13 protein-coding genes and 2 pseudogenes are annotated in these 13,853 nt (G+C 63.6%); 12 read left to right on the plus strand and 3 right to left on the minus strand.

From position 1 onward, the window contains the following. The 3 genes from X728_RS0135365 to X728_RS149860 form a co-directional block, all read right to left on the minus strand. Window positions 1-306 (minus strand): iron-sulfur cluster assembly protein (locus X728_RS0135365; RefSeq protein WP_031195616.1); only part of this gene is annotated, 306 nt, incomplete at its 3' end. 77 nt (window positions 307-383) lie between these two features. Beyond that, a complete protein-coding gene (locus X728_RS149865; protein ID WP_023831919.1) occupies window positions 384-1,388 on the minus strand; it encodes an inorganic phosphate transporter in 1,005 nt (334 codons plus the stop codon). A gap of 3 nt (window positions 1,389-1,391) precedes the next feature. Then, the gene (locus X728_RS149860; protein ID WP_023673429.1) at window positions 1,392-2,033 is read right to left on the minus strand and encodes a DUF47 domain-containing protein; all 642 of its coding nucleotides are present in this window, start codon (window positions 2,031-2,033) and stop codon (window positions 1,392-1,394) included. Window positions 2,034-2,191: 158 nt separating this feature from the next. On the opposite strand from X728_RS149860, the gene X728_RS149855 reads away from it, so the two are divergent. The 12 genes and pseudogenes from X728_RS149855 (at window position 2,192) to X728_RS149810 (ending at window position 13,853) form a co-directional block, all read left to right on the plus strand. Continuing rightward, window positions 2,192-3,091 carry a LysR family transcriptional regulator gene (locus X728_RS149855; RefSeq protein WP_023688790.1) on the plus strand — a complete coding sequence of 300 codons (900 nt, stop codon included), beginning with the start codon at window positions 2,192-2,194 and terminating at the stop codon, window positions 3,089-3,091. Window positions 3,092-3,285: 194 nt separating this feature from the next. After that, entirely contained in the window at window positions 3,286-3,765 is a 480-nt protein-coding gene (locus X728_RS149850) for a formate dehydrogenase subunit gamma (RefSeq protein WP_023688791.1), read from the plus strand. After that, window positions 3,762-5,318, plus strand: coding sequence for an NADH-quinone oxidoreductase subunit NuoF (locus tag X728_RS149845; protein WP_023673426.1), 1,557 nt, complete (start codon window positions 3,762-3,764; stop codon window positions 5,316-5,318). Before X728_RS149850 ends, X728_RS149845 begins: the two co-directional genes overlap by 4 nt. A gap of 10 nt (window positions 5,319-5,328) precedes the next feature. Beyond that, the gene (fdhF, locus tag X728_RS149840; protein ID WP_023673425.1) at window positions 5,329-8,241 is read left to right on the plus strand and encodes a formate dehydrogenase subunit alpha; all 2,913 of its coding nucleotides are present in this window, start codon (window positions 5,329-5,331) and stop codon (window positions 8,239-8,241) included. Window positions 8,242-8,590: 349 nt separating this feature from the next. Further along, window positions 8,591-9,421, plus strand: a complete 831-nt coding sequence (gene fdhD / locus X728_RS149835) for a formate dehydrogenase accessory sulfurtransferase FdhD (RefSeq protein WP_023692627.1) — start codon at window positions 8,591-8,593, stop codon at window positions 9,419-9,421. Beyond that, a complete protein-coding gene (locus X728_RS149830; RefSeq protein ID WP_023688796.1) occupies window positions 9,411-9,725 on the plus strand; it encodes a formate dehydrogenase subunit delta in 315 nt (104 codons plus the stop codon). Before fdhD ends, X728_RS149830 begins: the two co-directional genes overlap by 11 nt. A 134-nt stretch (window positions 9,726-9,859) precedes the next feature. Next, window positions 9,860-11,413 carry an alpha/beta fold hydrolase gene (locus X728_RS149825; protein ID WP_023831920.1) on the plus strand — a complete coding sequence of 518 codons (1,554 nt, stop codon included), beginning with the start codon at window positions 9,860-9,862 and terminating at the stop codon, window positions 11,411-11,413. Window positions 11,414-11,523: 110 nt separating this feature from the next. Continuing rightward, complete coding sequence (locus tag X728_RS149820) at window positions 11,524-12,003, plus strand: carboxymuconolactone decarboxylase family protein (protein WP_023831921.1); 480 nt, start codon at window positions 11,524-11,526, stop codon at window positions 12,001-12,003. A 76-nt stretch (window positions 12,004-12,079) separates the two neighbouring features. Beyond that, on the plus strand, window positions 12,080-12,442 hold the full coding sequence (locus X728_RS149815) for a nuclear transport factor 2 family protein (RefSeq protein WP_023831922.1): 363 nt from the start codon (window positions 12,080-12,082) through the stop codon (window positions 12,440-12,442). Window positions 12,443-12,496: 54 nt separating this feature from the next. Next, window positions 12,497-12,821: pseudogene (locus tag X728_RS1000000172275) on the plus strand (hypothetical protein). A 74-nt stretch (window positions 12,822-12,895) separates the two neighbouring features. After that, window positions 12,896-13,389: pseudogene (locus tag X728_RS1000000169065) on the plus strand (methyltransferase domain-containing protein); the annotation flags it as partial. Window positions 13,390-13,493: 104 nt separating this feature from the next. Beyond that, window positions 13,494-13,853 carry a hypothetical protein gene (locus tag X728_RS149810; RefSeq protein ID WP_023831923.1) on the plus strand — a complete coding sequence of 120 codons (360 nt, stop codon included), beginning with the start codon at window positions 13,494-13,496 and terminating at the stop codon, window positions 13,851-13,853.

Raw genomic sequence — 13,853 nt, forward strand, 5'->3', positions numbered from 1 at the left:
CGTCGGTGCCGGCCTAGGCGCGGGGCGCGACGCAACCGGAGCCTCCATGCCGCCGCCCTTCTTCTCCGCCGTCAGCGCGACGACGGCGCCGGCGACACCAGGGATCGCCTTGACGACACGCTCGGCTGCAGCGCGCAGCGGCTCCATCTCCTGTGCGCGGGCGGCGGGAACGGTGATCGAGAAAAACACTTTCGAATCGGCGATGAAAATCTCCGAAACCATGCCGAGGTCGACGATGTTGCCGGTGAAGTCCGGCCCGTTGACCGTCTTCAGACGCTCGGTGACGATTTCCTTGGTGACGGACATGCATTGTTCCCTAAGGCGTTTGGCTGCGGCTCAGATAGTGCAGATTGGCAGCGACTCCAAGCACCACGGTGTCCGCCTCACCTTGCCAGGCCAACCGCAAGGTAGGTGAGCGCCGAAATTGCAGCCGTGGCCGGCAAGGTGACGATCCAGGCGATGACGATGTTGCCGGCAATGCCCCAGCGCACGGCCGAGACGCGGCGGGCGGCGCCGACACCGATGATGGCCCCGGTGATGGTATGGGTGGTCGACACGGGGACGCCGAGCCAGGTGGCGGCAAACAGGGTGATGGCGCCGCCGGTCTCGGCGCAGAAACCCTGCATCGGATTCAGCCGGGTGATCTTCGAGCCCATCGTGTGAACGATGCGCCAGCCGCCGAACAAAGTGCCGAGCGCCAGTGCTGTCTGACAGGTGAGGACGACCCACAGCGGCACGTAGAACGTCCCGCCGAGCATACCTTGCGAATAGAGCAGCACGGCGATGATGCCCATGGTTTTCTGGGCGTCGTTGCCGCCGTGCCCTAGCGAATAAAGCGAGGCCGAAAAGAACTGCATGACGCGGAAGGTGCTGTCGACGGCGAACGGTGTCTGGCGGACGAACAGCCAGGAAACGGCCAGGATCAGGACCAGCGCCAGAAGAAACCCTGTCGCCGGCGACACGACGATTGCGGCGACCGTCTTGCCAAGCCCGGTCCAGACGATGGCGCCGGGCCCAGCCTTTGCAACGCTGGCGCCGACGAGCCCGCCGATCAGGGCATGCGAACTGCTGGACGGGATGCCGGCAATCCAGGTGACGATGTTCCAGACGATGGCGCCAACGAGCGCCGAGAAGATCACCGCCGGCGTGACGATGCTGACGTCGACGATACCTTTTCCCACAGTTTCAGCCACGTGAAGGCCGAAGAACATGAAGGCGATGAAATTGAAGAAAGCCGCCCACAGGACCGCATATTGCGGTCTCAGCACGCGGGTGGAGACGATGGTGGCGATGGAGTTCGCTGCATCGTGCAGGCCGTTGAGAAAATCGAAAAACAGCGCGACGGCGACAAGGCCGATCAGCACGGGAAAGGCGATGGTGGCTTCCATTGCCTAAACGTTCTCGATGACGATGCCGCTGATCTCGTTGGCGACGTCCTCAAAGCGGTCGACCACCTTCTCCAGCTGGCCGTAGATCTCCGAGCCGATCAGGTAGGCCATCGGATCGCTGCGGCCATGCCGCTTGAACAGGTCCTTCAATCCCTGCTCATGCAGATCGTCGGCGCGGCTTTCGACGCGCATCACCTCTTCGGCGATGGCGTTGAGGCGCACCGTGTGCGTGCCGACCTTGCTGAGCAGCGGGATCGCCTCGGCAACCAGCCTGGAGGCGGCAACGATGACGCCGCCCATCTCCTGCATCAGCGGGTCGAATTCCTTCTTTTCGAACAGCTTCACCGTCTTGACGGTCTTGTGCATCATGTCGATGGCGTCATCCATCGACTGGATCAGGTCCTTGATGTCGCCGCGATCGAAGGGCGTGATGAAGGAACGCCGCACCGCCAGCAGCACTTCGGCCGTGATATGATCGGCCTCGTCCTCGAGATCGATGATCTTCTGGCACCAACGATCGATGTCCTTGCCCTGCAGGAGCTGCTCCAGCGCCTCGGCGCCGCCGACCACGGTGCGGGAATGCCGTTCAAAGAGGTCGAAGAAGCGATCTTCGCGCGGCAAAAGCTTGCGGAACCAGCCCAGCATGTCCGATCTCCTCGTATTCAATCCAACCACATAGCGCCGTGTTCGGCCGGGGGAAACAGCCAGCCGGCCCAAAGATGTGGATGCATGGCCAATTGCGGGTAGAGCTTGCGGCGAAAGGCAATTTCCCCGACCTTGCGCGCAACGAACGGACGGATGGTATGATCGACAAGCTCGAATTCTTCATCGCGCTGGCCAAGGAGGAGCATTTCGGCCGGGCGGCGGAAGCGTGCGGCGTCACGCAGCCGACCTTGTCGGCCGGGATCAAGCAGCTGGAGGGCCAGCTCGGCGTCATGCTGGTCAATCGCGGTTCGCGCTTTCAGGGGCTGACGCCGGAAGGCAAGCAGGTGCTGGTGTGGGCGCGTCGCATCGTCGGCGATTCCAGGACCATGCGCGAAGAGATGCGGGCGGCGCGACATGGCCTGTCCGGGCGTATCCGTATTGCCGCCATCCCAACCGCCCTCGCCATGGTGGCGCGGCTTACGACGCCATTTCGCGAGAAGCATCCGGGCGTCACCTTCTCTATCCTGTCGCGCACCTCGATCGAGGTGTTGTCGCTGCTCGGCAATTTCGACGTCGATGCCGGCATCACCTATCTCGACAACGAGCCTCTCGGACGGGTGACCAGCGTGCCGCTCTATGACGAGCGCTACCAGCTGATCACGGCGGTCGGAAATCCCTATTCGGATCGCGACAAAGTGACATGGGCCGAAATCAGCCAGCTGCCGCTCTGCTTGTTGACGCCGGACATGCAGAACCGCCGCATCATCGACCAGCATCTGGCCGAGGCCGGCGTGCAGGTGCGGCCGACACTGGAATCCAACTCGATGATCGTGCTGTTCTCCCACATACGGACAGGCAAATGGTCGTCGATCATGCCGCTCAACCTGGCGGAAACATTCGGTTTTTCCGAGCCGATCCGGGCCATTCCGATCGTCGAACCGGATGCCAGCCACACGGTCGGGCTGGTCGCCGCGCCGCGCGAACCGCACACGCCGCTGGTGCAGGCGCTGCTGGACGAGGCGATGGCGCTGGCAGACGATTTCCGCGCCAATCGCTGAGCTAGTCATAACTGGTCAATCGGCGCGATAGAAATTTTCTATCGTGCAACGAAACCGCTTTATTGATTTCAGAGGTTTTCTCTGATTTCTTAAGCACTTAGCGATTAAGCGGCGTAGGCATGTCGTTGTTCCAAAACCGCTTCATGCCTTTGGACGATTATATGCATCGATCGCTACGATAGGGAGGGCGCTGCGTGACGATGCAGCCTGCAAGTACCGAGATACAGTCGCGCACGGCGGCGATCATCCAGGAGTTGAAGGGCCTCGAAGGCCCGCTGCTGCCGATCCTGCACGAGATCCAGGAAGAATTTGGCCACGTGCCGCAGGACGCCGTGCCCGTCATCGCCGATGGGCTGAACCTGTCGAGGGCCGAGGTGCACGGCGTTGTGACCTTCTATCATGATTTCCGTGCCCGGCCGGCCGGCCGGCACGTGCTCAAGCTCTGCCAGGCGGAAGCCTGCCAGTCGATGGGTTCGGATGCGATCGCCGCAAAGGTCAAGCAGTTGCTCGGCATCGATTTCCATGAGACCACCCGCGACGGATCGGTTACACTTGAGCCTGTCTATTGCCTCGGGCTGTGCGCCTGTTCACCGTCGGCGATGCTGGATGGTGAGGTGATCGGGCGGCTCGATGACGAGAAGATCGAAGAGATCGTCGGGGAGGTACGCTCATGATCCCGCGCATCTACATTCCAGGTGACTCCGGCGCGCTGGCGCTCGGCGCCGAAAAGGTCGCCAAGGCTGTTCGTGCGGAACTGGCTGAACGGGGCGTCGAGGCCAAGATCGTCCGCAACGGCTCGCGCGGCGCCTATTTCCTCGAACCGATGGTCGAGGTCGCGACCGAAAAGGGCCGCGTCGCTTACGGGCCGGTCAAGCCATCGGACGTCAAGAGCCTGTTCGACAGCGGCTTTCTCACCGGCGGGCATCACAAGCGCTGGCTGGGCGCGCCCGACAAAATCCCGTTCCTGGCCAAGCAGACGCGCCTGACCTTTGCGCGTTGCGGCATCAACGACCCGCTATCGCTCGATGCCTACAAGTCACTGGGCGGGCTCAAGGGCCTGCAGAACGCGGTGGCCATGGCGCCGCTCGACATCGTCAAACAGGTCACGGAATCGGGCTTGCGCGGCCGAGGCGGCGCCGGCTTCCCGACCGGCATCAAGTGGAAGACGGTGCTCGATACGACATCTGACCGCAAATACATCGTCTGCAATGCCGACGAGGGCGACAGCGCCACCTTTGCCGACCGCATGATCATGGAGGGCGACCCCTTCGTGCTCATCGAAGGCATGACGATTGCCGGCATCGCCACCGGCGCGACCAAGGGGTTCGTCTATATCCGCTCGGAATATCCGCATGCGGTGGCTGTCATGAACAAGGCTGTCGAGGTCGCCCGCAAGGCAGGCGTGCTCGGCGTCAGCGTGCTGGGTTCGCCCAACGCCTTCGACATGGAAATCCGCGTCGGCGCCGGCGCCTATGTCTGCGGCGAGGAAACTTCGCTGCTGAACAGCCTTGAAGGCAAGCGCGGCGTGGTGCGAGCCAAGCCACCGCTGCCGGCAATCCAGGGTCTGTTCGGCAAGCCGACGGTGATCAACAACGTCATCAGCCTAGCCTCCGTGCCCATCATCATGGACAAGGGTGCTGCCTTCTACAAGGATTTCGGCATGGGCCGCTCGCGCGGCACGATCCCGATACAGATCGCCGGCAACGTCAAATTCGGCGGCCTGTTCGAGGCGGCGTTCGGCATGACGCTGGGCGAAATCGTCGACGATATCGGCGGCGGTACGGCCACAGGTCGCCCGGTGAAGGCGGTGCAGGTCGGCGGCCCGCTCGGCGCCTATTTCCCGCGCGGCCTGTTCGACACGCCGTTCGACTACGAAGAGTTCGCGAAGCGCGACGGGCTGATCGGCCATGCCGGCATCACCGTGTTCGACGACACGGCCGACATGCTGAAGCAGGCGCGCTTTGCCATGGAGTTCTGCGCCATCGAAAGCTGCGGCAAGTGCACGCCCTGCCGCATCGGCTCGATACGCGGGGTGGAGACCATCGACCGGCTTGCCGCCGGCATCGAGCCGGAGAAGAACCTGGCACTGGTCACCGATCTCTGCAACACGATGAAGTTCGGATCGCTCTGCGCGCTGGGCGGCTTCACGCCCTATCCGGTGATGAGCTCGATCACCCATTTCCCCGAAGATTTCAAGCCCGCGCCGGCGCGCGTGGCTGCTGAATAGGAGCTGGCAGATGAATATCAAGGCCGACTTCCCGACACTCATCGAAGAACTCGATTACGGAACCCCGGAATCGAAGGCGCAAAAGCAGGTTACGCTGATCGTCGACGGCCGCAGCATCAGCGTGCCGGAGGGTACGTCGATCATGCGCGCGGCGATGGAAGGCGGGGTCGAGATCCCAAAACTCTGCGCCACGGACATGCTGGACTCGTTCGGCTCCTGCCGCGTCTGCCTGGTCGAGATCGACGGGCGCGGCGGCACGCCGGCATCCTGCACGACCCCCGTCGGCGAAGGCATGGTGGTGCGCACGCAATCCGAGCGGCTCGACGCCATCCGCCGAGGTGTCATGGAGCTTTACGTCTCCGACCACCCGACCGGCTGGAACGAGAAGGCCGGTACCGGGGCCAGCGAGTTCGACGTTGTGGCGAAGTCTGTCGGCCTGACCGAGAACCGCTTCGGCATCGAGGGCCGCAACCACGTCAAGCAGGAAAACGGCGTCGCGCCCGGCCATGGCTCGCTGGCGGTCGACTACATCGCCCGCGATGAGTCCAACCCCTATTTCACCTATGATCCGGCGCAATGTATCGTGTGCTCGCGCTGCGTGCGGGCCTGCGAGGAGGTGCAAGGCACCTTCGCGCTGACGATCGAGGGCCGCGGTTTCGAATCGCGCATGGTCGCCGGCATGCACGAGGATTTCATCGCCTCCGAATGCGTATCCTGCGGCGCCTGCGTGCAGGCCTGTCCGACCGATGCGCTGCGTGAAAAGACCGTGCTTGAGAAAGGCATGCCCGAGCGCTCCGCCGTCACCACCTGCGCCTATTGTGGCGTCGGCTGCTCGTTCAAGGCCGAAGTGAAGGACGACGAAGTCATTCGCATGATGCCCTACAAGGACGGCAAGGCGAACCACGGCCACTCCTGCGTGAAGGGCCGTTTCGCCTATGGATATGCCACCCACAAGGACCGCATCCTGTCGCCTATGATCCGGGAAAAGGTCAGCGATCCCTGGCGCGAGGTGAGCTGGGAAGAGGCCATCGCCCATACGGCCAAGGAATTCCGCCGTATCCAGTATCAATACGGCCGCACCTCGATCGGCGGTATCACGTCCTCGCGCTGCACGAATGAAGAGACCTATCTCGTCCAGAAGCTGGTGCGCCAAGGCTTCCGCAACAACAATGTCGACACCTGCGCCCGCGTCTGCCACTCGCCGACCGGCTACGGCCTCGGCCAGACCTATGGCACCTCGGCCGGCACGCAGGATTTCGATTCCGTCGATTTCACCGATGTCGCCGTCATCATCGGCGCCAATCCGGCTTCCGCGCACCCGGTGTTCGCCTCGCGGCTGAAAAAGCGGCTGCGCCAGGGCGCCAAGCTGATCGTGCTCGATCCGCGCCGCACCGAAATGGTCAAGTCGGCGCATATCGAGGCCGACTATCACCTGCCGCTGAAGCCCGGCACCAACGTGGCGGTGCTGACGGCGCTGGCGCATGTCATCGTTACCGAAGGGCTTTTCGACGAAGCCTTCATCCGCGATCGCTGCGACTGGGCGGAGTTCCAGGATTGGGCTTCTTTCGTCGCCTTGCCGGAAAACAGCCCCGAAATCGTGGGCAAGCTGTCCGGCGTCGATCCCGAACTGATCCGAGGTGCTGCACGACTCTATGCCAAGGGCGGCAATGGCGCGATTTATTACGGCCTCGGCGTGACCGAACACAGCCAGGGTTCGACCACGGTTATGGCTATCGCCAACCTTGCCATGGCGACCGGCAATATCGGCCGCCCGGGCGTCGGGGTGAATCCGCTGCGCGGCCAGAACAACGTGCAGGGTTCCTGCGACATGGGCTCGTTCCCGCATGAACTGCCGGGCTACCGCCACATCTCCGGCGAGGCGGTGCGCGACATCTATGAGACGTTGTGGGGGGTGAAGCTCGACGACGAACCGGGCCTGCGCATCCCCAACATGCTGGATGCCGCCGTCGACGGATCCTTCAAGGGCATCTACATCCAGGGCGAGGACATCCTGCAATCCGACCCTGATACCAAGCATGTCGCGGCCGGCCTGGCGGCGATGGAATGCGTCGTCGTGCACGACCTGTTCCTCAACGAGACAGCTAACTACGCGCATGTCTTCCTGCCGGGCTCGACCTTCCTGGAAAAGGACGGCACCTTCACCAATGCCGAGCGCCGCATCAACATGGTGCGCAAGGTGCTGGAGCCGAAGGCGCGCTATGCCGACTGGGAAGCGACACAGGAGCTTGCCCGCGCGATCGGGCTGGATTGGAACTACCAGCATCCCTCCGAAATCATGGACGAGATCGCCAAAACGACGCCAAGCTTCGCCGGCGTCTCTTTTGATCTGCTCGACCGTGTCGGATCGGTGCAATGGCCCTGCAACGAGAAGGCGCCGCTCGGCACGCCGATCATGCATATCGACGGCTTCGTGCGCGGCAAGGGCAAGTTCATCCGCACAGAATATGTGGCGACCGACGAGCGGACCGGGCCGCGTTTCCCGTTGCTGCTGACCACCGGTCGCATCCTCAGCCAGTACAATGTCGGTGCACAGACAAGGCGCACCGAAAACGTCATGTGGCACTCGGAGGACCGGCTGGAGATCCATCCGCACGATGCCGAGAACCGCGGCCTGCGCGATGGCGACTGGGTGCGGCTGACCAGCCGTTCGGGTGAGACGACGCTGCGTGCGCTGATCACCGACCGGGTGTCGCCAGGTGTGGTCTACACAACGTTCCACCATCCCGACACGCAGGCCAACGTCATCACCACCGACTTCTCGGACTGGGCGACCAACTGCCCGGAGTACAAGGTGACCGCGGTGCAGGTCGGCGCCTCCAACGGGCCTTCGGACTGGCAGCGCGATTATAACGAGCAGGCCGAGCAGAGCCGCCGCATCGCAAAGCTGGAAGCGGCGGAGTAGTCTTGCCACGGCGTTCGACAATAAGAGCTTCAATCTTGACGGTTGGTCGACCCCTACTCCGTCAGGAAGGACGCGAGCTTATGCCGCCTGGCGCCTTTCTTCTCCCTCCGGAGGGGGGAGAGGTGGCGCCGCGAAGCGGCGACGGAGTGGGGGACGCCGGCCCCGCAACACGCAGCCGTCGAAAGTCGCGCACAACCCAAAGAGCAGGCAAACCGGCCTATCTGGCGAGCAGTCGACCCCCACTCCGTCAAGCTTCGCTTGACACCTCTCCCCCGGTCGACGGGGGAGAGGAAAGGCGCGAGCCTCCACAGCTACTGCTAAGGACGAACAGGGCAGAGGGGCGCGCCTCGTGACCCGAAAACGCCAAGCCACCACCCAAATCTCTCGCCTTGCCCACCGCGCCAGCGGCACGACATCGGCCAACCGCATGGTGCCGGAGGAGACGCCGGTGGCGTTCTCCTTTGCCGGCACCACCCATGCGGTGATGATGGCGAGCCCGGCCGATTTCGAGGATTTCGCGCTCGGCTTCTCTCTGACCGAAGGCATCATAGCCTTGCCTGACGAAATCGATGCGATCGAGGTCGAGGACCATGGCGCCGGCATCGATATCCAGATCCGGCTGAAGGACCAGGCCAATACGCGCTTCGAGACGCGGCGCCGGCGCTTGGCCGGGCCGGTTGGCTGCGGGCTGTGCGGCATCGAATCCATCGAGGAAGCGATGCGCTCGGTCGACAAGGTTGGTGCGTCCAAGCTTACGCTTGAAGCCGACGACATCACCCGTTCGGTAAAGCTTTTGTCCAAGGTGCAGCCTCTGCATTCAGAAACCGGCGCCGTGCATGCAGCGGGCTTCTACATTCCCGGCAAAGGCATCGTCATGGCGCGCGAGGATGTCGGCCGGCACAATGCGCTGGACAAACTGGCCGGCGCGCTGGCCAAGGCCGGCATTGACGGTGCATCGGGCGCGGTGGTGGTGACATCACGCGTCTCAGTGGAGATGGTGCAGAAAACGGCGGCGATCGGCTCCGCCTTCATCATCGCCGTGTCGGCGCCGACAGCCCTTGCCATCCGCACCGCCGAAGAGGCCGGCATGACGCTGGTGGCGCTGGTGCGCGGCGACGATTTCGATGTTTTCACCCACCCGGAACGGGTGGTCTTGGGAGTTGCCCAGCATGTCGCATGACGAAGAACACATCACGAGCACCGGGGAAAAGCTGGTGCGCATGGCCAACCAGATCGCCGCCTTCTTCCATTCAAGGCCCCGCGAGGAAGGTGTGGCGGGCGTGGCCGAGCACATCAACAAGTTCTGGGAGCCCAGGATGCGCCGGCAGTTCTTCGAGATGCTGGACAGTGGCGGCGAAGGTTTTGACGAACTCGTCGTCGTGGCCTCGGCCAGGATCAAGCGGCCGAAGACCGAGGAGCAGGCCGATGTGAGCATCGGCTACGTCCAACCCACGGGTGCAGAGAGCGCCGCTCCCCAGAAATAGCCTCCCCCAGAAATGGCGGGCGAACACGGTTCGCCGCGGGCTATATTCCTGTCTTCTAAAGTTTGGCTGCCGCATCCGCCAGGCGTCTGCTATGGTCGGCGATCAGAAATCGTCTGGCCGGGCGGGATAGCAACGTGAGGCCGATCGAGACGCGATATGCCCTCAGCGGCGACGTGCGGATCGCCTATCAGGTGGTCGGCCAGGGATCGTTCGACCTGGTTTTCGTGCCCGGCTTCATCTCCAATCTCGACCTGCATTGGGAAGACGAGGGCTACGCCAGGCTCTTGAAACGGCTCTCGGCGTTCTCGCGGCTGATCCTGTTCGACAAGCGCGGCACCGGCCTGTCCGACCGCGTCGACCCACGCCACCTGCCCAGCCTCGAAACCCGCATGGACGATGTGCGCGCGGTGATGGATGCCACCGGCAGCGGCCGCGCGGCCTTGCTCGGCGCTTCGGAAGGCGCGCCGATGGCAATGTTGTTTGCCGCCACCTATCCGGAACGGACACGAGCGCTGGCGCTCTATGGCGGTTATGCGCATTTCCACAAATGGGTGATGTCGCCGGAGCGCCTCGAGGCCTTCATCGCGACGGCCGGCACGGAATGGGGCACGGGCGCCACACTGCCCAACTTCGCTCCCGGCCGGGTAGATGATGCGCATTTCACCCAGTGGTGGGCCCGCTTCGAGCGGCTGTCGGCCAGTCCGACGGCAGCGGCAGCCCTTGCCCGGATGAATGCCGGAATCGATGTGCGCGGCGTGCTGTCGGCGATCGGCGCACCGACACTGCTCATTCATCGCCGCAACGACGCGCGGGTCGACCCGGACGCCAGCCGCTTCCTGGCGAAAGAGATCGCCAATGCGCGATTGGTCGAGGTCCCCGGGCGCGACCACCCGATCTGGACCGGCGATGTCGACCGGGTGGCCGACCTGATCGAGGAATTCCTGACCGGCGAGCGTGCCGTGGCCGAAGTGGAGCGCGTGCTTGCCGCTCTTCTGGCGACACGCATCTACGACACGGCGAGGGTTGGCGACCGCATGTGGAGCGAACGCAGCGAGCGCTTCCAGGAGAGCTGGCGGCAGCTGGTCGGCCGTCATGGCGGACGCGTTGCCGGCATCCATGGCGAATTGATGATCTCGCGCTTCGACGGGCCGGCGCGGGCCATACGCTGCGCGGCGGCACTGCGCGATGCGGCGCAACATATGGGCATTGCAAGCGCCCAGGGCGCCCATGTCGGCGAGGTCGAAATGCGCGGGCCGCCGGTGGGGCTGATGGCACGGGTGACGATGCAGATCGCCGCCCATGCCGGGCGCGGCGATATTCTGGCGTCGCGGCTGGCGGCCGATCTGGCGGCGGGGTCCGGCCTGTATTTCATCGATGCCGGGCGTGTCACGGTGGATGAGCTGGACGAGCCGCTGGCGCTGGTCCAGGCGACGTCGGAACAGCACCTGGAGCCGGCCTGCCGCCCCAAGGCGAAACCCGCCGAGCCGGCTCAACTGACGGCGCGCGAAAGCGAGGTGGTGATCCTGATCGCCGACGGCAAGAGCAATGCCGCGATCGCCGCCGAGCTGAGGCTCAGCGAGCATACGGTCAAGCGTCATGTCGCCAACATATTGCTGAAGCTCGATTTGCCGTCACGGGCGGCGGCAGCGGCATTTTCCGCCAGGCAGGCTGGCCCGGACGGGCCATAGGGACCATGGCGCTTTCGGGCGAAGCGGCCAGGTGGGGTCGAGGCGTACCAATTCTCTCCATGCAGGCCAGGCGGATGTCGCCGGGAAAGGCACTGCGGATGGAGGATGCAATGCTGAAGTCAAACAGGTCGATCAAATCGCTGGTGATAGCGGCAAGCGTTGGCGCGCTGTTCATGATCGCTCCCGCCAGGGCCGAGGATGCCTCGGCGGCGGCCGCCTACAAGGACATCGAGGCGACGCTCGGCTCGGTGCCGGACATGTTCAAGACGCTGCCCGATGTCGCCGTTGCCGGCGCCTGGGCCGAGATCAAGGGCGTGCAGCTCAACCCCAAGACCGCGCTCGACGGCAAGACCAAGGAACTGCTGGGGCTGGCCGTCGCCTCGCAGATCCCCTGCCAGTATTGCATCTATTTCCATACCGAGGCCGCCAGGCTCAATGGCGCGACCGACGAGGAGATCAAGGAGGCGATCGCGATGGCGGCCATCGTGCGCCACTGGTCGACGATGCTCAACGGCAGCCAGGTCGATTTCGCGACCTTCAAACAGCAGACCGACGGTGTGTTCGCAGCCGTCAAAGCCAAGTCGCAGTGAAAGAAAATGCCGGGCGGTGCGCCGGGCATTGCTTGTGATCATTCAACCGCCCGATCAACGGGCCATGGAGGAGAAGATGCTGACCAAGACGCAGAGCGTGGACGGCGCGGCGATCAAGAAAGCGATCGAAGGACGGGACGGCAGGATGCTCGCTAGCTTCTATGCCGACGACGCACTGGTGCGGGTGATCGACCGCAACAATCCGCCGAGCAAGCCGCGCGAGATCCGCGGCCGGGCGGCGATCAGCACCTTCTGGGACGACATCTGCAGCCGGGCGATGACCCACAAGGTCGACACCACCATCGCCGATGGCGACAATCTCGCCTTCACCCAGGCCTGCGCCTATCCGGACGGAACGAAAGTGTTCTGCGCGGCGGTGCTGGAGCTGAAGAATGGGCGGATTGCACGACAGACGGTCGTGCAGGCTTGGGACGAGTAGTTGCACCGCGAAAAGATCAACCGCGGTTGGGCCGCAAAACTGGAGGAGACAAAAATGTTCAGCGCCAGATGGCAGATCGACGCCAAGTTCGGGCACAAGCAGACCGTGCTCGACCTGTTGAAGAAATGGGAACGCGAGATCGGCTCNGATCGGCTCTCAGGTCGGCATTGCCGATCTCGAGTTCCAGATCATGACCGGTTCGATCGGAGCTCGGGAAGCGACGGTCGAATCGCATCATCAGGTCGAAAGCCTTGCCCAGCTGGAGGGCTTCTTCGCCAGGATCGGCATGATCGACGCCCACGCCAAATGGGGCAAGGAGATGGAGCCCTACGTCGTTTCAGGCACCAGCCTTTGGAACATCTACCGCATCGTGGAGTAGCCGTGGCAGGTGCAGCAGTTTTCGGCCATCAGTTGCGGCGGCCGAAACTCGTCCGCTGCCCGGAAAACCGCCCTTCCCTGGCCCTTGGTTGCGGCACCGGTCTGATGGGCGAGAAACTGCGGCGGTCGCCGAACGGCTGGAGGGCTACGATATCTCCGCCGCCATGCTGAAAAAGGCTCGCGCCAAAGGCGTCTACGATCTGCTCGCCAAGGCCGATCTGCAGGATTTCGCCTATGCCGGACCGAAAGCCGATCTGGTGGTGGCGGCCGACGTGTTCATCTATGTCGGCGCGCTCGATCGCGTGATGAAGACCGTCGCGGGCATTCTGGCCACCAATGGCCTGTTTGCCTTTTCCGTCGAAAAGCCAGCCAAGGGCCGGGCGGGCGGCGACGCCGGTTTCGCGCTGCAGCCGTCTCGTCGCTACGCCCATTCTCAAGCCTATGTCGAGCGGGTGCTTGCCGCAAACGGCCTGTCGGTGCTGTCGATGCAGCCGACCGTCATCCGCTGGGATCGCCGCCAGCCGGTCGACGGGCTTGCCGCGCTGGCGGTGCCCTCGTCCAAGGGTTGATGTCTCGTCTTGTTCGAAAACGTGAATAGGATTTTTGCGGCTGGCGCGGCATCAGGTAGGATACAAGCCGAGAAAAGCCCTCGGCAGGCATTGAGGAGGAACACATGCGCTGGAACATGATGGTCTTGGTGTCTTGCCTGGCAATGACCGGCTGCATGGGCAGTTCGATGTCGGAGCGGCAGGACCAGGACGTGCAATCGTCGCTGCAATATGACAACGTGCCTTGCGACCAGTTGCTGGCGCAGCGCAACGAACTGGCGCAGCAATACCATCTGTCGACGGACGCCAAGCCGAGCTTCTCCAATCCGGCGATGGGCTTCGGCCCGTTCACGCCGGATATGCGCTCCAAAAGCAAGCGCGACACCGACCTGGCAAGCGGCCAGATCGATGCCATGAACCGCTCGATCGTCCGCCGCGACTGCGGCACGCCCAACAAGCAGAAGAAGTTCAGTCTGCCGAGCTGA

This window comes from Mesorhizobium sp. L103C119B0 (assembly GCF_000502235.1).
Classification (GTDB): domain Bacteria; phylum Pseudomonadota; class Alphaproteobacteria; order Rhizobiales; family Rhizobiaceae; genus Mesorhizobium.